We start from the raw sequence: 18649 nt of genomic DNA on the forward strand, positions 1-18649 counted from the left end.
TTTCGTGTCCCGCCGAAACGTACGGCAGGCGCGAAAGAGGCGTGGAGCATCGGGGGCGTGACGTCCCCCGGCGTGCGAGGCTTCCCCCTTCCCCGGGTCGCGGGGTCGGCTTGGGTCCGCCATGCAAGCATTGCCACGCATGACCCCGGAACCTCTGCCAAGCGGTTTTCGGACAAGGCTCATGCGAAGACGATGCGCAGCGAAGCCTTGCCATGCCTGAAGGAGGATTAGACCGCCTCCGAAGAACGCCTGGGCCGCGCGAAAGCGAAGCCACCCACACACCCATTCCAGAGGCGACGCTTTCGCGCGGTTCTCCGGATCCCTCCATAATCCCGACGGCAAGCCGTGCGGGCCGCTCCCGCATGCGCCGAAAGCCCTCGAAAGACTGGCGTTTTTTGAAGAGCCCTGTTAAGGAGCGGCGGTCAAATTACCGGAGACTGCCATGAGCCGCACCGCCAGCGTTTCGCGCAAGACGAACGAGACCTCCGTATCGGTCACCGTCGACATCGACGGCACCGGCGCGTCGCGCATTTCGACGGGCGTCGGTTTCTTCGATCATATGCTCGACCAGCTGTCGCGCCATTCGCTCATCGACATGGACATCAAGACCGAAGGCGACCTGCATGTCGACGACCACCACACGGTGGAAGACACCGGCATTGCCATCGGCCAGGCCATCGCCAAGGCACTCGGCGACCGCCGCGGCATTACGCGTTATGCCTCGCTCGACCTTGCCATGGACGAAACGATGACGCGCGCCGCCGTCGATGTCTCCGGCCGTCCCTTCCTCGTCTGGAACGTCGCGTTCTCGGCCCCGAAGATCGGCACGTTCGATACCGAACTGGTGCGTGAATTCTTCAACGCGCTTGCCCAGCATGCCGGCATCACGCTGCATATCCAGAACATCTACGGCGCCAATAACCATCATATCTCGGAGACGTGCTTCAAGGCCGTCGCGCGTGTGCTGCGCACCGCGACCGAGATCGATCCCCGCCAGGCGGGCCGCGTTCCCTCGACGAAGGGTTCGCTGGCCTAACAAAGGCAAAGCTGGAGGCCTGTTGATGGCCACGTTCCTCTTTCTGATACCGCCCGGCGCAAAATCCGGTGACGAAAAAGCCCGCATCATCCGTGACCGCTTTTCCTGGGTCGCGTTCGTCCTGCCCGTGATCTGGCTGCTCTGGCATCGCGCCTGGCTTGCCGCGGCACTCGCCTTCGCCGTCCAGGCGCTCGGCGCAGCAATTGCGGACCATCCCGTCTTTGGCCTTTCCGGCCTCGGCATCTGCCTTGCCACCAGCCTCATCGTCGCGCTGGAAGGCCCTGCGATGGTCGTCGCCGGCCTTGAGCGCCGGGGCTGGACGGTCGATGCCGTGGTTTCGGCCGACGACCGCGCAACGGCGGAAGAGATTTATTATATGGAAACCCCGGCCGGCGAGGCGGAAGCGCGAGACAGCGTTTCCCTCCCGGCCTCCGAAACCTCCGCGCGCCGGCACGCTCCCATGCTCGGCCTCGTCGGTTTCAAGGAAGGACGCTGACATGCGCGTTGCGATCATCGATTACGGCTCGGGCAACCTGCGCTCGGCCACCAAGGCTTTTGAACGCGCCGCCCGCGAGGCCGGCATCGCCGCCGAGATCGACCTGACGGACAAGGCTGAGCGCGTCGCGAGCGCCGACCGCATCGTGCTGCCCGGCGTCGGCGCCTATGCCGATTGTCGCCGCGGCCTCGATGCCGTGCCCGGCATGGTGGAGGCGCTGCGCGAGACGGTCGAGGCCAAGGCCCGGCCCTTCCTCGGCATCTGCGTCGGCATGCAGCTGATGTCCTCGCGCGGCCTCGAAAAAACCACGACCGAAGGCCTCGGCTGGATCAAGGGCGACGTCGTCAAGATGACACCCCGCGACCAGAGCCTGAAGATCCCGCAGATCGGCTGGAACACGCTCGACCGCAACCAAGCCCACCCGCTCTTCGATGGCATCCCGGAAACGCTGCACGCCTATTTCGTGCATTCCTACCACCTCGCCGCCGAAAACCCCGAGGATGTGGTCGCGACCGTCGATTACGGCGGCCCGATGACCGCCTTCGTCGCCAACGGCAACAAGGCCGGCGCGCAGTTCCATCCGGAAAAGAGCCAGACGCTCGGCCTCGCCCTCATCACCAATTTCCTGCGCTGGAAGCCATAAAATGATCCTCTTTCCCGCCATCGACCTGAAAGACGGCCAGTGCGTTCGCCTCAAGCTTGGCGACATGGACCAGGCCACCGTTTACAATCCCGACCCGGCCGCTCAGGCGAAAGCCTTCGAGGACCAAGGTTTCGAATGGCTGCACGTCGTCGACCTCAACGGCGCCTTCGCCGGTGAGAGCGTCAACGGCGCCGCCGTCGATGCGATCCTGAAAGCCACGAAGAACCCGGTGCAGCTCGGCGGCGGCATCCGCACGCTCGATCATATCGAAAACTGGCTGTCGCGTGGCCTCTCCCGTGTCATCCTCGGCACCGTTGCGGTGCGCGATCCGGCGCTCGTTATCGAGGCCTGCAAGCAGTTTCCCGGCAAGGTCGCCGTTGGCATCGACGCCAAGGGCGGCAAGGTCGCCGTCGAGGGCTGGGCGGAAGCCTCCGAGCTCGGCGTGATCGAGCTCGCGAAGAAGTTCGAGGGTGCGGGCGTCGCCGCGATCATCTACACCGACATCGACCGCGACGGCATTCTGGCCGGCATCAACTGGGCCTCAACACTGGAGCTCGCCGGGGCCGTTTCCATCCCCGTCATCGCCTCGGGCGGGCTTGCCTCGATGGACGATATCCACCGCCTCGTCGCCCCCGATGCCCGCAAGCTCGAAGGCGCGATTTCCGGCCGGGCGCTCTATGACGGCCGGATCGATCCGACCGAAGCGCTGGCTGCCATCCGTGCAGCGCGGGGAGAAGCCGCATGACCCTGAAAGCCCGTGTCATTCCCTGCCTCGACGTGAAGGACGGCCGTGTCGTCAAAGGCGTCAGCTTCCTCAATCTCGTCGATGCCGGCGATCCCGTCGAATCGGCGAAAGTCTATGATGCGGCCGGTGCCGACGAGCTTTGCTTCCTCGACATCACCGCCTCCTCCGACAACCGCGACACGATCTTCGACGTCGTGGCGCGCACCGCCGATCATTGCTTCATGCCGCTGACCGTCGGCGGCGGCGTGCGCACCGTGGCCGACATCCGCAAGCTGCTGCTCGCCGGGGCCGACAAGGTGTCGATCAACTCGGCGGCCGTCTCCAACCCGGATTTCGTGGCCGAGGCGGCCGACAAGTTCGGCAACCAGTGCATCGTCGTCTCGATCGATTCGAAGAAGGTCTCGGCCGAAGGCGAGGAGGACCGCTGGGAGATATTCACCCATGGCGGCCGCAAGCCGACCGGCATCGACGCCGTCGCTTTCGCCGAAAAGATGGTCGAGCGCGGGGCCGGAGAATTGCTGCTAACCTCCATGGACCGCGACGGCCAGAAGGGCGGCTATGACATCGCCCTGACCCGCACCATCGCCGACCGCGTCTCCGTACCGGTCATCGCGTCCGGCGGCGTCGGCACGCTCGATCATCTCGTCGAGGGCGTGCGCGACGGCCATGCGACGGCGGTGCTGGCCGCCTCGATCTTCCATTTCGGCACCTACACGGTCGGCGAAGCCAAGCGCTACATGGCCGAGCATGGCATTGCCATGCGGCTCGACTGAGGAGAGAGCGATGAGCACCTTCACCCTTGCCGACCTCGTCGAGATCGTCGACGCCCGTTCGAAGGCCGATCCGTCGGAAAGCTGGACGGCCAAGCTTGTTGCGGCCGGACAGCAAAAGGCAGCAAAAAAGCTCGGGGAGGAGGCCGTCGAGACCGTTATCGCGGCGATCGAGGGCGACAAGGCCGCCCTGACGAGCGAAACGGCCGATTTGCTCTATCATCTGATGGTCGTATTGAAAATCGGCGGGGTGGCGTTACAAGATGTGATGGGGGAGCTGGAACGGCGCACGAGCCAATCCGGTCTCGTGGAGAAGGCCAGCCGGAAAAGCTGATGATTCAGGCAGCGCGCGACAAGGACCAGCCGGATATTCCGGATGATTTCGGCAACCGGGATTATTCGCCCTACCGCTTTTTCACGGCAGACGAATGGGCCCATTTCCGCGCCGACACGCCGCTCACCCTGACGGCCGACGAGGTTCAGCGGCTGCGCTCGCTGAACGACCCGATCGACCTCGATGAAGTCCGGCGCATCTATCTCTCGCTGTCGCGCCTGCTGTCGGCCCATGTCGAATCCTCGCAGATGCTGTTCGAGCAGCGCAAGCGCTTCCTGACCCTCTCGGACGAAGCCAAGACGCCCTTCGTCATCGGCATTGCCGGCTCGGTCGCGGTCGGCAAATCGACCACGGCGCGTATCCTTGCGGAACTCCTGTCGCGCTGGCCCTCCAGCCCCAAGGTCGATCTCGTGACGACCGACGGCTTCCTCTATCCGAATGCCGTGCTCCAGCGCGAGAACCTGATGGAGCGCAAGGGTTTTCCGGAAAGCTACGATATCGGCGCGCTCCTGCGTTTCCTTTCGGCGATCAAGGCCGGCAAGAAGGACGTCAAGGCGCCGACCTATTCGCACCTGACCTATGACGTGCTGCCCAATGCCTTCCGCACGATCGACCGCCCGGATATCCTGATCTTCGAGGGCATCAACGTGCTGCAATCGCGCAACCTGCCGGCCGACGGCAAGGTCGTGCCGATGGTTTCGGATTTCTTCGATTTCTCGATCTATATCGACGCCGAGGAGGCGCTGATCCACACCTGGTACGTCGATCGTTTCATGCGCCTGCGCGAAACGGCCTTCCGCAACCCGGATTCCTATTTCCACCGCTATGCGACGATCAGCGAGACCGAGGCGTTGGGTATTGCGGAAAACCTCTGGCGCAACATCAACCTGAAGAACCTGCACCAGAACATTCTTCCCACCCGCCCGCGCGCCGACCTGATCCTGCAAAAGGGCAGGAATCACCTCATCGAGACGGTGGTGTTGCGCAAACTGTAGCCGGATTCAAGCAATCCCAGCAAAACCGCGAAGCGGTTTTGCTGGGATTGCGCTAGACATCCTCTACGGATTGACGCGGCGAAGCGTGAGATTGATCCGGCCGGCATTCTTCAGAAGCGTCGAGGTATCGGGATAGATCCGGTCGACGCCGTGAAAGATAAGCCGGCTTTCCCCGCCAAAGACGAAGACATCACCACTCGACAGCCGGAACGACCGCGTCGGATCGTTGCGCGAAACGCCGCCGACGCGGAACAGGCATTGATCGCCCAACGAGACGGAAACGACGGGCGCGGCGAATTCGTTTTCGTCGCGGTCCTGATGCAGGCCCATCTTAGCATCGGGATCGTAGAAATTGACGAGGCAGGCTTCCGGCGGCCTGTCGAAGCCGGAAACATCGTTCCACAGGGAGAGAAGCGCCTCGGGAATGGCCGGCCAGGGGCGACCGGTTTCGGGATGGGTGGGCTGGTAGCGATAGCCGCGCTCCTTGTCCGTCACCCAGCCGAGCGATCCGCAGTTGGTCATGCGGACCGACATGGGTTTTCCCGTCTTCGGCATGCGCGGCACGAAGAGCGGTGCCTCGGCCACGACCTGCCTTATGGCGGCGGCGAGGGCCTCCTGCGCCGCGCGGTCGAAATGATCGGGGAAATAGCGCAGCCCCGGAGCGAGGCCGCGCCCGGACGTCGCCACTTACGCTTCCGAGAGGTCCGGAATGCGCAGCACCTGGCCGGGATAGATCTTGTCCGGATGGGACAGCATCGGCCGGTTGGCATCGAAGATCACCGTATGCTTGGTGCCCTTGCCCTTGCCGTAATGCGCCTCGGCGATCTTCCAGAGATTGTCGCCCTTCTTGACGGTGTAGAGCGTGGGGGCAGCGGCCGGCGTCGAGGTCTTCAGGAGTTCGGTCAGGTCAAGCTTTTCGAGCTTCAAGCCGGATTCGGGAGCAACCTTGAGCTCAGCGGCTTCCACCTTGGAAATGCCGAGCGTGTTGCCGACGGCGATGACGGCCTTTTCGAAGGCGGTCTGGTCGGCCACGACGCCTTTCAGCACGCATTTGTCGCCTTCGACGGAGACTTCAACGTTCTTGGTGCCGAGATCGAAGGAATCGAGTTCCTTCTTGACCGCTTCGGCTGCCGGCGCATCCTCGTCGTCGCCGATGCCGAGCTTCTTGCCGGCGTTCTTGATAAAGCTGAAGAGACCCATGCCTACCTCCCTGGTTTTTCCGAACTGGAACCTATCCGGTTCCAGATTTCTTTATTTTCGTTTGCCCTTTCGGGAAAACCGGTTTCCACTTTTCCCTGTCAAACTCTAAGCAGAGCCTTCCCGCAAAGGAAAGGTTTCGTTTCATTCCCATCGATTAACGGCCAAGTTGCGGCAATCATTCGCCACCGGGCTTGGCCCGCATACGTTTCACGTCCGAGCGGCCGGATTTTTCCTTGAGCCGGCGTTCGATCGAGCCTTTCGTCGGCTTGGTTTTCCGCCGCGGCGGCGGTGGCGGCGCGGCCGCCTTGAGGATCAGCTCCTTCAGCCGCTCGCGCGCATCCTCCCGGTTGCGCTCCTGGCTGCGGAAGCGGTTCGCCTCGATCAGCAGCACGCCCTCCTTGGAGACCCGGCGTCCGGCGAGCTTTTCGGCGTTCGCCTTGACCCGCTCGTTCAGGGAGGGGGAATTGCGCAGGTCGAAGAACAGCTGGACCGCGGTCGAGACCTTGTTGACGTTCTGCCCACCTGGACCGCCCGCCAGCACGAATTGCTCGGTCAGTTCCCAGCCGGCAATGGTGATCGTGTTGCTGATATAGAGAGGGTCGCTGGCCATGGAAATTCCTTTCCGGGCCGTTTTAGCGGGCAAACAGACAAACGGAAAGCCGGTTGCACAGACGAAAAACCCGGCCTTGTGAGCCGGGTTTCACGTGAATCATGACCGAAAGCTTACTCGGCGGCGGCCTTGAGGCCGGGTGCCGCGTCGCGCACGCTACCGTCCACCTGATCCTCGAACTTCTCGAAGTTGGCGATGAACATGTCGACGAGCTTCTGGGCCTGCCTGTCGTAAGCGGCACCGTTGGCCCAGGTCGAGCGCGGGTCGAGGATCTTGGTATCGACCTCGGGAACCGAGACCGGAACCTGGAAGCCGAAATTGTCATCGCGGCGGAAGAGCGCGCTCTTCAGCGAGCCATCGAGGGCGGCGGCAAGCAGAGCGCGCGTCGCCTTAATCGGCATGCGGCGGCCTTCACCATAGGCACCGCCGGTCCAGCCGGTATTGACCAGCCAGCAGTCGACGCCGTGCTCGGCGATGAGTTCCTTCAGCAGGTTGCCGTAGACCGTCGGGTGACGCGGCATGAATGGAGCGCCGAAGCAGGTCGAGAAAGTGGCTTCCGGCTCGGTCACGCCACGCTCCGTGCCGGCAACCTTGGCGGTGTAGCCGGAGAGGAAGTGGTACATGGCCTGATCGGGCGTCAGCTTGGCGATCGGCGGCATGACGCCGAAGGCATCGGCCGTCAGCATGATGATCGTCTTCGGATGCGGCGCACGGCCGGTCTCGCTGGCATTCGGGATGAAATGCAGCGGGTAGGCGCAACGGGTGTTTTCCGTCAGCGAGCCGTCGTTGAAATCCGGAACGCCGTTGGCGTCGAGCACGACGTTTTCGAGAACGGTGCCGAAACGCTGGGTCGTCGCGTAGATTTCCGGCTCGGCTTCGGCTGAAAGACGGATCGTCTTGGCGTAGCAGCCGCCTTCGAAGTTGAAGATGCCGTTTTCGCCCCAGCCGTGCTCGTCATCGCCGATCAGCGTGCGGTTCGGATCGGCCGAGAGCGTCGTCTTGCCGGTGCCCGACAGGCCGAAGAACACGGCAGCGTCGCCATCCGGGCCGACATTGGCCGAGCAGTGCATCGGCATGACCTTTTCCGACGGCAGCAGCCAGTTCAGAACGGTGAAGACCGACTTCTTCATCTCACCGGCATAGTAGGTGCCGGCAATGAGCACGATACCGCGCGACAAATCGCAGGCGATCATCGTCTCGGTGCGCGCGCCGTGGCGGGCCGGATCAGCCTTGAAGGTCGGCAGGTCGATGATCGTGAGCTTCGGGGCGAAGCCGGCAAGATCCTTCTCTTCCGGACGGATGAGCAGGTTGCGGATGAACAGCGAGTGCCAGGCAAGCTCGGTGACGACGCGGGTCGGAAGCGCATAATCCGCGTCCGCACCGCCGATGAGGTCCTGCACGAAGAGATCGCGGCTGCCGGCATGGGCCAGCATGTCGGCATGCAGCGCATCGAAATGCGCGCGCGACACGGCCTTGTTGTTGTCCCACCAGATGGCGTTTTCGGTGTTTTCGTCGCGAACGACGAACTTGTCTTTCGGCGAGCGGCCGGTGTGCTGGCCGGTCAGGGCGCGAAGGGCGCCGTGGGCGGTCTTCACAGCTTCGCCGCGACCGAGCGCCTCTTCATAGAGGGCCTCTGCTGCAAAGTTATACCGAACCGTGCCGTTGGTGTTGATACCCATCGCGGTGAGCCCCAGAGCGGGGTTGCGAACGCCGATTTCCTGCATGGTCCAGATTTCCTCCGTGGACGAAGACCCATGGTGAATTTTGCCGGAAGCTAATCTGCTCCTGTCATAAAAACAAGAGGCAATCGGAAATTAGGCAATAATATCAATTAATTAATCGATTTAAATATTTGTCTGACTTTTTTAATCGGTTGAATAATCGATTTAAAAGCCCATTGGAAAACCGGCCTGAAACGTCATCCTTTATCTCTGCCACAATTTGTTCCACCTTTACCCCCAGGAAGGCACATCACATCCAGGACAGGAACTCGGATCCGAGGTCGGGAAAGGCGCCGATGAATATGGAGACTAACAGGATGCAGACGATCGCACTCGTCGACGACGACCGGAATATTCTCACATCCGTGTCGATCGCTCTGGAGGCCGAGGGCTACAAGGTCGAGACCTATACGGACGGTGCGTCCGCGCTCGACGGCCTTCTCGCCCGCCCGCCGCATCTCGGCATCTTCGACATCAAGATGCCGCGCATGGACGGCATGGAACTCCTGCGGCGGCTCCGCCAGAAATCGGACATCCCGGTCATCTTCCTCACCTCCAAGGATGAAGAGATCGATGAGCTGTTCGGTCTCAAGATGGGAGCCGACGACTTCATCACCAAGCCGTTCTCGCAGCGCCTGCTGGTCGAGCGCGTCAAGGCGATCCTGCGCCGCGCGTCCAGCCGCGAGGCCGCTGCCTCGGCCGGCGGTGGCACCGCCGGCACACCGGCCAAGGCCGGCGAAGTGACCGCCCGCTCGCTGGAGCGCGGCCAGCTCGTCATGGACCAGGAGCGTCATACCTGCACCTGGAAGGGCGAGCCGGTGACGCTGACGGTCACGGAATTCCTCATCCTGCATTCGCTCGCCCAGCGCCCCGGCGTGGTGAAGAGCCGCGATTCGCTGATGGACGCCGCCTATGACGAGCAAGTCTATGTCGACGACCGCACCATCGACAGCCACATCAAGCGGCTTCGCAAGAAGTTCAAGATGGTCGATACCGATTTCGACATGATCGAAACGCTCTACGGCGTCGGCTACCGTTTCCGCGAAGCGGCTTAAAGTTTGCCAGGAAAAGTGGGAACCGGTTTTCTCGACAAGGCAAACGGAAACAAAGAAATTGGGACTCGGTCTGGCTCATCCAGAACCAGACGGAGTCCCAGGCGTAAAATCGCTTGCATGAACCGCGGCAGCGATGGCATGCCGCGGTCGGCGGCGTGATGTCGTCCGCATGAGGGACAGAATCAGGTGTTGCAGACCGTGCCGGACAGGGATGGAGACGACGTCGAGGGCAAGCCCGCGCCGCGCTCGCTGCGCCGCCGCTGGACGCATCCCTTCACGATCGCGCGCCGCATCTTCGGCAATGCCGTCTTTTCCAGCCTCACGCGCCGCATCCTGTTCTTCAATCTCGTCGCGCTGGTCGTGCTCGTCGCAGGTATCCTCTATCTCAACCAGTTCCGCGAGGGACTGATCGATGCACGCGTCGAAAGCCTGCTGACGCAGGGCGAAATCATCGCCGGGGCGATTTCGGCTTCTGCCTCCGTCGATACGAACTCGATCACTATCGATCCGGAAAAGCTGCTGGAGTTGCAGGCCGGCCAGAGCATCACGCCGCTGCCGAATGACGAGGACCTGGAATTTCCGATCAATCCGGAGCGTATCGCCCCGGTCCTGCGGCGGCTGATCTCGCCCACCCGCACCCGCGCCCGCATCTACGATACCGACGCCAACCTGCTGCTCGATTCGCGCCATCTCTATACGCAGGGCCAGGTGCTGCGCTTCGACTTGCCGCCGGTGGAGCCGGAAAGCACAGGCATCGTCGAGCGGCTGAACGTCTGGTTCAACCGCATGCTCCAGCCGGGCAATCTGCCGCAATACAAGGAAGCGCCCGGCGGCGACGGCTCGATCTATCCGGAAGTGATGAACGCGCTGACGGGTGTGCGCGGCGCCGTCGTGCGCGTCAACGACAAGGGCGAGCTCATCGTCTCGGTCGCCGTGCCCGTGCAGCGTTTTCGTGCGGTGCTCGGCGTTCTGCTGCTGTCGACGCAGGCGGGCGATATCGACAAGATCGTGCATGCCGAACGTCTCGCCATCATGCGCGTCGCCGGTGTCGCGGGCCTCGTCAACATCGCGCTGTCGCTGCTGCTCTCCTCGACCATCGCCAATCCGTTGCGCCGTCTTTCGGCCGCCGCGATCCGCGTGCGGCGCGGGGCCAAGGAGCGCGAGGAAATCCCAGACTTCTCGGTGCGCCAGGACGAGATCGGCAACTTGTCCATCGCGCTGCGCCAGATGACGAATGCGCTCTACGACCGCATCGACGCGATCGAGAGTTTTGCCGCCGATGTCAGCCATGAGCTGAAAAACCCGCTGACCTCGCTGCGCAGCGCCGTGGAAACGCTGCCGCTGGCGCGCACGGACGAATCGAAGAAGCGCCTTCTCGACATCATCCAGCATGACGTGCGTCGTCTCGACCGCCTGATCAGCGATATCTCGGATGCCTCGCGGCTCGATGCGGAACTGGCGCGCAGCGATGCCCGCACCGTCGACCTCGAAAAGCTGCTCGGCGACCTCATCGACATCTCCCGCCAGGTCAACACGCGCAAGAAACCTGTCAGCCTCGATTTCGTCGTCGACCGCAAGGACAATCCCAAGGTCAAGTTCGAGATTTCGGGCTACGAGCTGCGCATCGGCCAGATCGTCACCAATCTCATCGAAAATGCCCGCTCCTTCGTGCCGGATCCGGGTGGGCGCATCGTGGCGCGGCTGTCGCGCGGCCGTAATGACCGCTGCATCATCCAGATCGAGGATAACGGCCCCGGCATCCAGGCCGAGGACATCGACCGCATCTTCGAGCGGTTCTATACCGACAGGCCTGCCAGCGAGGACTTCGGCCAGAATTCCGGCCTCGGCCTCTCCATTTCGCGGCAGATCGCCGAAGCGCATGGCGGCACGCTGAAAGCGGAAAACATCGTCGACAAAGCGACCGGTGCGGTGCGCGGCGCACGCTTCACGCTGTCGCTGCCGGCCGGCGCGCAGAAATGAGCGACCCCGCCAACGTGCACGCGACGGCAATCGTCATCGGCACGACGGGACTTCTTTTCACAGGCCCCTCCGGCACCGGCAAGAGCGCGATCGCCCTCCATTGCATCGAGGAAGCCCGGGCGCGAGGCCTGTTTGCCGCTCTCGTTAGCGACGACCAGGTGCTGATATCCGAAGCCAATGGCCGCCTGATCGCGCGCGCACCCCAAAGCATTGCCGGACTGGCGGAAATACGCGGCGCCGGTATCGTTTCCGTAAAAACCATCGAGGCTGCGGTGCTGAACCGGGCCGTCAGGCCGATTGAGGCGCCCTTTGCCGAGCGGTTGCCGCCGGAGGAGGAACGCCTCGAGGTTCTGCCCGCCTGCTTCCTGCCCATGACCCGCCTTCCGCTCTTTATGTGTGCCACGGCGTTTTCGACTCTGCTCGCAATTCACCCGGAATTGCTGCGATCTTGATCGCAAAAGCCCCTTCAAAACAGAAAATCGGCCATTTAGGGCTTGCACTTGGCCTTTTCATTGACAAGATGGCCACCCCAGCGGTGGACGGAATTGTTGCATTGCGGTATTCGGCCGACCGTTTCGAGTTGGGAAAGTGGAGCGATTGCTGATGATCGGACTGGTGCTTGTCACCCATGGCAGGCTGGCGGAGGAATTTCGTCACGCCCTCGAACATGTGGTCGGTCCGCAGAAGGCGATCGAGACCGTCTGCATCGGCCCCGAGGACGACATGGACCAGCGCCGCCAGGACATTCTGGAAGCGGTCCAGCGCGCCGATCAGGGCCACGGCGTCATCATCCTCACCGACATGTTCGGCGGCACGCCCTCCAACCTCGCGATATCGGTGATGTCGGGCGAGAAGATCGAGGTGATTGCCGGTGTGAACCTGCCCATGCTGATCAAGCTCGCCGGCATCCGCGGCGAAAACAACATGGAAAAGGCGCTGATCGACGCGTCCGAAGCCGGCCGGAAATATATCAACGTGGCAAGCCGCGTCCTCAGCGGCAAGTAAGGTCCCCTGCCCTCCATGACGGTCTCGAAAGAGCTTCTCATCATCAACAAGCGCGGCCTTCACGCCCGCGCTTCGGCGAAATTCGTCCAGACGGTCGACGGCTACGACGCGGAAGTGACCGTCTCCAAGGACGGCATGACGGTTGGCGGCACCTCGATCATGGGCCTGATGATGCTCGCCGCCAGCCCGGGCTGCTCCGTCTTCGTGACGGCGACCGGCGCGCAGGCGCAGGCCGTTCTCGATGCGCTCGACGCACTTGTTGCCGACAAGTTCGGCGAGGAGATGTAAGTCTCTCGTTAATATAAGGATATAAAGACTTCTTTATGTCCGGTTGCTCCAACGGTCGTTTCCTGATAGGAAGCGCCATCACCAAAAGCCAGAAGGCTGGAGCTCTTCATGACCACCACGCATGATTATCATATTGCCGACATCGCGCTTGCCGATTTCGGCCGCAAGGAAATTCAGATCGCCGAGACGGAAATGCCGGGCCTGATGGCCTGCCGCGAAGAGTTCGGCGCTTCCAAGCCCCTCAAGGGCGCGCGCATCACCGGCTCGCTGCACATGACCATCCAGACCGCCGTTCTCATCGAGACGCTGGTCGCACTCGGTGCCGACGTGCGCTGGGCCTCGTGCAACATCTTCTCCACGCAGGACCATGCCGCCGCCGCGATCGCCGCCGCCGGCATTCCGGTCTATGCCGTGAAGGGTGAAACCCTCACCGAATACTGGGAATACACCGACAAGATCTTCCAGTGGACCGATGGCGGCTTCTCCAACATGATCCTCGACGACGGCGGCGATGCCACCATGTACATCCTGCTCGGCGCCCGCGCCGAAGCCGGTGAGAACGTGCTGGTGAACCCCGGTTCGGAAGAAGAAGAGATCCTGTTCGCCCAGATCAAGAAGCGCCTTGCCGCTTCGCCGGGCTGGTTCACCAAGCAGCGCGACGCCATCCAGGGCGTGACGGAAGAGACGACGACCGGCGTCAACCGTCTCTACCAGCTGCAGCAGAAGGGCCTGCTGCCCTTCCCGGCGATCAACGTCAACGACTCGGTCACCAAGTCGAAGTTCGACAACAAGTACGGCTGCAAGGAATCGCTGGTCGACGGCATCCGCCGCGGCACCGACGTGATGATGGCCGGCAAGGTCGCCGTCGTCTGCGGCTACGGCGACGTCGGCAAGGGTTCGTCCGCCTCCCTTCGTGGCGCAGGCGCGCGCGTAAAAGTCACGGAAATCGACCCGATTTGCGCATTGCAGGCCGCCATGGACGGTTTTGAAGTCGTTCAGCTGGAAGACGTCGTGTCCTCCGCCGACATCTTCATCACCACCACCGGCAACAAGGACGTCATCCGCATCGAGCATATGCGCGAGATGAAGGACATGGCGATCGTCGGCAATATCGGCCACTTCGACAACGAGATCCAGGTTGCCGCGCTCAAGAACCTCAAGTGGACGAACGTCAAGCCGCAGGTCGACCTGATCGAGTTCCCGAAGGGCAACCGCATGATCCTTCTCTCCGAGGGACGCCTGCTCAACCTCGGCAACGCCACCGGCCACCCGTCCTTCGTGATGTCGGCCTCGTTCTCCAACCAGGTGCTGGCGCAGATCGAGCTTTTCACCAAGGGCGACGCCTACAAGAACGAAGTCTACGTCCTGCCCAAGCAGCTCGACGAGAAGGTCGCCCGCCTGCATCTCGCCAAGCTTGGCGCAAGGCTCACGGAACTCTCCGACGAGCAGGCCGGCTATATCGGCGTGACGACGACCGGCCCGTTCAAGGCTGAACACTACAGGTACTGATCCTTACCCGGATTATCCACAACATCTAGAGGCGGCGCGCTTGACACAGGCGCGCCGCCTCTTTTTTGGCCTCGTCCCTTCCCGTCGATTCGGGAAACAAGTATCGTTTAAGGCATTGATTCGGCGTAGAGATGCGGACCTTCGCGCCGGATTGGGATGTCTTGTCGATCAGGCGGCAAACGGACGGAGACATACCGGGGATGATGTCGGAAGAAAAACGAGGCCGTTCCGGGCATGCTTTTGGCGTGCCGGAGCGGGACTGCGCGCATGGATTTGCGCTGCAAAATAATTTTATGGTTAACCATTGGTTAACGAGCGGCAAGCGCCGTCTCGTTTCGGCACTGTCGGCAGGCTCGGCGCTGATGGCCTTTGCCAGCCCGGCCCATGCCGCCGGTCGCTATTTCGCCACCACCGAAATCATCACGGGCTCCATGCTGCTCGGCGTCATGTCGGCGGCGACGGTTTCGGCGCTCTGGATGGGCCGCCAACGCGCGAAGATGGCCGCCGAAAGCAGCGCGCTGAAAGCCAGCCTTTCCGATGCCAGGCACAACGTTTCCCGCCTGCAGGCGCTGATCGGCGACAAGGATCGCCGCATCGTCGTGTGGGACGGCCGCTCCGGCAAACCGGAATTTTTGGGCCAGCTGCCGGCCGAGACCGGCGCACCCCAGGCCGACAACGAATTCCTGGCCTTCGGCCGCTGGATGAAACCCGCCTCGGCCGGCGAGATCGAGCGCGCCGTCGAAAAGCTGCGCTCGCAGGCCCAGAGTTTCGATCTCGTCGTGGAAACCAGCCGCGACGAAGTGCTGGAAGCCCAGGGCCGCGTGTCCGGCGGACAGGCCTTCGTGCGCTTCGTGGCGCTCAACAACCTGCGCGCCGAGGCCGCCGAGCTGAAGCTCGAGCGCGACCGCCTGGTCGCGGCTCTCACCACCCTTCAGGGCCTGCTCGACCAGATCGACCAGCCCGTCTGGCAGCGCGCCGCCGATGGCTCGCTCGCCTGGGTCAACGAGGCCTATGCCGAGGCCGTCGAGGCGAAGGATGCCGCGAGCGCCGTGCATGAAGGCCGCGAACTGCTGCCGACCATCGCGCGCGAAAAGATCCGCGCCGCCAGCACCTATGACATGCCCTACCGCGACAAGGTTTCGACCGTCGTGCACGGCAACCGCGGCTTCTTCGACGTCGTCGATGCCCGCAGCCCGACGGGCTCGGCCGGTATCGCCGTCAACGTTTCGGATGTCGAGGCCGTGCGCGAAGAACTCGTGCGCACGCTGAAAAGCCATGCCGAAACGCTCGATCATCTCGCCACACCCGTCGCGATCTTCGACGGCGACCAGCGCCTGCAATTCTACAACCAGGCCTTCCAGCATATGTGGGAGGTCGACATGGCCTTCCTCGAAGGCAAGCCCGGCAACGGCGAACTCTTCGACAAGCTGCGCGCCGCCGGAAAACTGCCCGAACAGCTGAATTGGAAGCAGTGGAAGGAAACCGCCCTTGCCGTCTACCGCGCCATCGAGACGCAGACCGACCTCTGGCACCTGCCGAACGGCCAGACGCTGCGCGTCTTCGCCACCGCCCGCCCGCAAGGCGGCGCGACCTGGGTCTTCGAGAACCTGACGGAAAAGGTCGATCTCGAAACGCGCTACAACACGCTGGTGCAGGTACAGGACGAGACGATCGATCATCTCGCCGAAGGGGTCGCCGTGTTCAGCCCCGACGGGCGCATCCGCCTCTCCAACCCGGCCTTCCGCGCGCTCTGGGGTATCAGCGAGGCGGAGGCGAAATCCGGTACGCATATCCGCGCCATCGAGCAGGCCTGTGCGGTCTCCTACGACAAGCCGGACGGCTGGAAGCGCTTTGCGCATATCATCACCAGCTTTGACGACGAGCGGCCGTCCTGCCAGGGCGTGCTGGAGCTGCGTACCGGCCTGGTGCTCGATTTCGCCGTCATTCCGCTCTCCAATGCCCAGACGATGCTGACCTTCGTCAACATCACCGACAGCGTGCGCGTCAGCCGCGCGCTCACGGAAAAGAACGATGCGCTGCGCAAGGCCGATGCGCTGAAGAACGATTTCGTCCAGCACGTGTCTTACGAGCTGCGCTCGCCGCTCACCAACATCATCGGCTTTGCGGATCTCCTTAAGACGCCGACCATGGGCGAACTCAACGACCGTCAGTCGGAATATGTCGACCACATCGCGACCTCCTCGGCCGTGCTGCTGACCATCGTCAACGATATCCTCGACCTTGCGACCGTCGATGCCGGCATCATGGAACTCGACTATACCGAGATCAACCTGACGGACCTGCTCGACGACGTGTCGATGCAGTTCGCCGACCGGCTGCACGAAGCGCAGGTGACGCTTGAGATCACCGCGCCCGACAATCTCGGCACCATCGTCGCCGACCAGCAGCGCCTTAAGCAGATCCTCATAAAACTGCTCGGCAATGCCGCGAATTTCGCCCCGGCGCACAGCTCCATTGGCCTGCGCTGCTGGCGCGAGGGCGCCGACCTCGTCTTTACGGTCACTGACCGCGGGCCGGGCATTCCGCAGGACGTGCTGAAGACGGTGTTCAACCGCTTCGAAAGCCACGGCCGCCAGGGCGGCGCGGGCCTCGGCCTTTCCATCGTCGAAAGCTTCGTCAGCCTGCACCACGGCACCGTCTCCATCGACAGCCAGGAGGGCCGCGGCACCAACGTGACCGTACGCATTCCCTCGGCGACGATGACATCCTTCGCAGCGGCGGAATAGGCCGGCATGGCGCTCGACATCTTCCTCGTCGACGAAGCCGCGACCATTCGTTTCGGCGAGGACATGGCGCTTGCGGCCAAGCGCGGCGACTATATCGCGCTGTCCGGCGATCTCGGCGCCGGCAAATCGACCTTTTCACGCGCACTCATTCGCGCGATTGCCGATGACGCTTTTCTGGAAGTGCCGAGCCCGACCTTCACGCTGGTGCAGAGCTATGACCTGCGCGTGCCGGTCGCGCATTTCGACCTCTACCGCATCGCCGATGCCGCCGAGATCGACGAACTCGGTTTCGACGAAGCGCTGTCTGATGGCATCTGCCTCGTGGAATGGCCGGAAAAAGGACTTGGCGCGCTGCCGACCGATGGCATCACGCTGACCTTCACCCATGAGCGCAACGGCCGGCGGGTCACCATTGAAGGTCCGGCACCGGCCGTGAGCCGGATTCGCCGGTCGCTGGCCATCCGCGCCTTTCTCGATAACGCCGGCTATCCGGCCGCAATGCGCCGCCATCTGACGGGCGATGCCTCGGTGCGAGCTTACGAGCATGTCTACACCGGTGGCCAGCGTTTCGTACTGATGGACGCGCCGCGCCACGCGCCGGGACCGATCCTTGTGCAGGGCAAATATTATCAGCAGATCGCCCACATCGCCGAGGATGTGAAACCGTTCATCGCCGTCGGCAGACATCTCGTCGCGCGCGGCCTGCGTGCGCCTGAAATTTACGCGACGGATATCGAACAAGGCATCCTGATGATCGAGGACCTCGGCAGCGACGGCGTGCTCGACGAAAGCGGCGTGCCGATTGCCGAGCGCTACCGCGAGAGTGCGGCGTGCCTGGCCCATATGCACGGGCAGGCTTTTGAGCGCGACCTGCCGGTCGCCGGCGGCATCGTGCATCATGTGCCGGATTTCGACCGGGATGCGATGCAGATCGAGGTCAGCCTGCTCACCGACTGGTATCTGCCCTGGAAACGCGGCACGCCGGCGAGCGACAGCGAGCGCCAGGCCTATATCGCGATCTGGGATGGCCTGATCGCCAGCCTTTCGGCCGCAGAACACAATCTGCTGCTGCGCGATTTCCATTCGCCCAATATCATCTGGCGACCCGAGGCAGATGGCACCGACCGCGTCGGCATCATCGACTTCCAGGATGCGATGATCGGCCCCTCGGCCTATGACGTCGCCTCGCTGGTGCAGGATGCGCGTGTCGATATGCCCGAGGGCGTCGCGGACGAGGTGCTCGACCGCTATCTGTCGCTCCGCGCAAACCACCCCGGTTTCGACCGGAACCGTTTCCTGCGCGACTGGCATGTCATGGCGGCGCAGCGCAATTGCAAGCTTGTCGGCATCTGGGTGCGGCTGATGCAGCGCGACGGCAAGCCGGCCTATATGCGCCACATGCCGCGCACCTTCCGCAATCTGACGCGTGCGCTCTCCCATCCCGATCTCGCCCCCTTGCGCGACTGGTGCGAAAAGGCTGGAATCCTCGCGACCGAATCATAATCGCGAGTGCTT

The 18649-nt window shown here is 62.9% G+C and carries 19 protein-coding genes; 15 read left to right on the forward strand and 4 right to left on the reverse strand.

Going from position 1 to position 18649, the window contains the following annotated elements; genetic code table 11:
• Positions 1-442: 442 nt before the first annotated feature.
• The 7 genes from hisB to coaA are packed head-to-tail and all read left to right on the forward strand — an operon-like array spanning position 443 to position 5019.
• On the forward strand, positions 443-1036 hold the full coding sequence (hisB, locus tag AC27VQ_RS15050; RefSeq protein ID WP_488716900.1) for an imidazoleglycerol-phosphate dehydratase HisB: 594 nt from the start codon (positions 443-445) through the stop codon (positions 1034-1036).
• Between the two features lie 25 nt (positions 1037-1061).
• The gene (locus AC27VQ_RS15055; RefSeq protein ID WP_488716901.1) at positions 1062-1532 is read left to right on the forward strand and encodes a DUF2628 domain-containing protein; all 471 of its coding nucleotides are present in this window, start codon (positions 1062-1064) and stop codon (positions 1530-1532) included.
• A gap of 1 nt (position 1533) precedes the next feature.
• A complete protein-coding gene (hisH, locus tag AC27VQ_RS15060; RefSeq protein ID WP_488716902.1) occupies positions 1534-2175 on the forward strand; it encodes an imidazole glycerol phosphate synthase subunit HisH in 642 nt (213 codons plus the stop codon).
• Position 2176: 1 nt separating this feature from the next.
• The gene (gene hisA, locus AC27VQ_RS15065) at positions 2177-2920 is read left to right on the forward strand and encodes a 1-(5-phosphoribosyl)-5-[(5-phosphoribosylamino)methylideneamino]imidazole-4-carboxamide isomerase (RefSeq protein WP_313530133.1); all 744 of its coding nucleotides are present in this window, start codon (positions 2177-2179) and stop codon (positions 2918-2920) included.
• Entirely contained in the window at positions 2917-3693 is a 777-nt protein-coding gene (gene hisF, locus AC27VQ_RS15070; RefSeq protein ID WP_134648624.1) for an imidazole glycerol phosphate synthase subunit HisF, read from the forward strand. Before hisA ends, hisF begins: the two co-directional genes overlap by 4 nt.
• 10 nt (positions 3694-3703) lie before the next feature.
• Positions 3704-4024, forward strand: a complete 321-nt coding sequence (locus AC27VQ_RS15075; protein WP_244763466.1) for a phosphoribosyl-ATP diphosphatase — start codon at positions 3704-3706, stop codon at positions 4022-4024.
• On the forward strand, positions 4024-5019 hold the full coding sequence (gene coaA, locus AC27VQ_RS15080) for a type I pantothenate kinase (protein WP_488716903.1): 996 nt from the start codon (positions 4024-4026) through the stop codon (positions 5017-5019). Before AC27VQ_RS15075 ends, coaA begins: the two co-directional genes overlap by 1 nt.
• A gap of 63 nt (positions 5020-5082) precedes the next feature.
• Here coaA and AC27VQ_RS15085 read toward each other — a convergent pair whose 3' ends face one another.
• The 4 genes from AC27VQ_RS15085 to AC27VQ_RS15100 form a co-directional block, all read right to left on the reverse strand.
• The gene (locus AC27VQ_RS15085; RefSeq protein WP_313530126.1) at positions 5083-5706 is read right to left on the reverse strand and encodes an alpha-ketoglutarate-dependent dioxygenase AlkB; all 624 of its coding nucleotides are present in this window, start codon (positions 5704-5706) and stop codon (positions 5083-5085) included.
• Positions 5707-6219, reverse strand: a complete 513-nt coding sequence (gene lysM / locus AC27VQ_RS15090) for a peptidoglycan-binding protein LysM (RefSeq protein WP_313530123.1) — start codon at positions 6217-6219, stop codon at positions 5707-5709.
• Between the two features lie 175 nt (positions 6220-6394).
• Positions 6395-6829: an alternative ribosome rescue aminoacyl-tRNA hydrolase ArfB gene (arfB, locus tag AC27VQ_RS15095; protein WP_313530120.1), complete on the reverse strand. Its 435-nt coding sequence runs from the start codon at positions 6827-6829 to the stop codon at positions 6395-6397.
• A 113-nt stretch (positions 6830-6942) separates the two neighbouring features.
• Entirely contained in the window at positions 6943-8553 is a 1611-nt protein-coding gene (locus tag AC27VQ_RS15100) for a phosphoenolpyruvate carboxykinase (RefSeq protein ID WP_488716904.1), read from the reverse strand.
• A gap of 314 nt (positions 8554-8867) precedes the next feature.
• Between AC27VQ_RS15100 and AC27VQ_RS15105 the strand changes: the two genes are divergently transcribed.
• From AC27VQ_RS15105 to tsaE, 8 genes are all read left to right on the forward strand, one after another.
• Entirely contained in the window at positions 8868-9605 is a 738-nt protein-coding gene (locus AC27VQ_RS15105; RefSeq protein WP_488716905.1) for a response regulator transcription factor, read from the forward strand.
• Between the two features lie 198 nt (positions 9606-9803).
• A complete protein-coding gene (locus AC27VQ_RS15110; protein ID WP_409530392.1) occupies positions 9804-11585 on the forward strand; it encodes a stimulus-sensing domain-containing protein in 1782 nt (593 codons plus the stop codon).
• The gene (locus tag AC27VQ_RS15115; RefSeq protein ID WP_488716906.1) at positions 11582-12037 is read left to right on the forward strand and encodes an HPr kinase/phosphorylase; all 456 of its coding nucleotides are present in this window, start codon (positions 11582-11584) and stop codon (positions 12035-12037) included. The genes AC27VQ_RS15110 and AC27VQ_RS15115 overlap by 4 nt, the downstream gene beginning before the upstream one ends.
• A 151-nt stretch (positions 12038-12188) precedes the next feature.
• A complete protein-coding gene (locus AC27VQ_RS15120) occupies positions 12189-12590 on the forward strand; it encodes a PTS sugar transporter subunit IIA (RefSeq protein ID WP_117372283.1) in 402 nt (133 codons plus the stop codon).
• Between the two features lie 15 nt (positions 12591-12605).
• A complete protein-coding gene (locus AC27VQ_RS15125) occupies positions 12606-12878 on the forward strand; it encodes an HPr family phosphocarrier protein (protein WP_117372253.1) in 273 nt (90 codons plus the stop codon).
• Positions 12879-12986: 108 nt separating this feature from the next.
• Positions 12987-14387, forward strand: coding sequence for an adenosylhomocysteinase (ahcY, locus tag AC27VQ_RS15130; protein ID WP_488716907.1), 1401 nt, complete (start codon positions 12987-12989; stop codon positions 14385-14387).
• A gap of 293 nt (positions 14388-14680) precedes the next feature.
• Positions 14681-17134, forward strand: coding sequence for a PAS domain-containing sensor histidine kinase (locus tag AC27VQ_RS15135; RefSeq protein ID WP_488716908.1), 2454 nt, complete (start codon positions 14681-14683; stop codon positions 17132-17134).
• A gap of 6 nt (positions 17135-17140) precedes the next feature.
• A complete protein-coding gene (tsaE, locus tag AC27VQ_RS15140; RefSeq protein ID WP_488716909.1) occupies positions 17141-18637 on the forward strand; it encodes a tRNA (adenosine(37)-N6)-threonylcarbamoyltransferase complex ATPase subunit type 1 TsaE in 1497 nt (498 codons plus the stop codon).
• The last annotated feature ends 12 nt before the right edge of the window (positions 18638-18649 follow it).

Source organism: Shinella sp. 20P9.1.1 (assembly GCF_057798995.1).

Coding starts and splice junctions, on each gene's coding strand:
- hisB (WP_488716900.1), top strand. CDS start 443: ATGAGCCGCACCGCCAGCGTTTCGCGCAAGACGAACGAGACCTCCGTA.
- AC27VQ_RS15055 (WP_488716901.1), top strand. CDS start 1,062: ATGGCCACGTTCCTCTTTCTGATACCGCCCGGCGCAAAATCCGGTGAC.
- hisH (WP_488716902.1), top strand. CDS start 1,534: ATGCGCGTTGCGATCATCGATTACGGCTCGGGCAACCTGCGCTCGGCC.
- hisA (WP_313530133.1), top strand. CDS start 2,177: ATGATCCTCTTTCCCGCCATCGACCTGAAAGACGGCCAGTGCGTTCGC.
- hisF (WP_134648624.1), top strand. CDS start 2,917: ATGACCCTGAAAGCCCGTGTCATTCCCTGCCTCGACGTGAAGGACGGC.
- AC27VQ_RS15075 (WP_244763466.1), top strand. CDS start 3,704: ATGAGCACCTTCACCCTTGCCGACCTCGTCGAGATCGTCGACGCCCGT.
- coaA (WP_488716903.1), top strand. CDS start 4,024: ATGATTCAGGCAGCGCGCGACAAGGACCAGCCGGATATTCCGGATGAT.
- lysM (WP_313530123.1), bottom strand. CDS start 6,219: ATGGGTCTCTTCAGCTTTATCAAGAACGCCGGCAAGAAGCTCGGCATC.
- arfB (WP_313530120.1), bottom strand. CDS start 6,829: ATGGCCAGCGACCCTCTCTATATCAGCAACACGATCACCATTGCCGGC.
- AC27VQ_RS15100 (WP_488716904.1), bottom strand. CDS start 8,553: ATGCAGGAAATCGGCGTTCGCAACCCCGCTCTGGGGCTCACCGCGATG.
- AC27VQ_RS15105 (WP_488716905.1), top strand. CDS start 8,868: ATGCAGACGATCGCACTCGTCGACGACGACCGGAATATTCTCACATCC.
- AC27VQ_RS15115 (WP_488716906.1), top strand. CDS start 11,582: ATGAGCGACCCCGCCAACGTGCACGCGACGGCAATCGTCATCGGCACG.
- AC27VQ_RS15120 (WP_117372283.1), top strand. CDS start 12,189: ATGATCGGACTGGTGCTTGTCACCCATGGCAGGCTGGCGGAGGAATTT.
- AC27VQ_RS15125 (WP_117372253.1), top strand. CDS start 12,606: ATGACGGTCTCGAAAGAGCTTCTCATCATCAACAAGCGCGGCCTTCAC.
- ahcY (WP_488716907.1), top strand. CDS start 12,987: ATGACCACCACGCATGATTATCATATTGCCGACATCGCGCTTGCCGAT.
- AC27VQ_RS15135 (WP_488716908.1), top strand. CDS start 14,681: ATGGTTAACCATTGGTTAACGAGCGGCAAGCGCCGTCTCGTTTCGGCA.
- tsaE (WP_488716909.1), top strand. CDS start 17,141: ATGGCGCTCGACATCTTCCTCGTCGACGAAGCCGCGACCATTCGTTTC.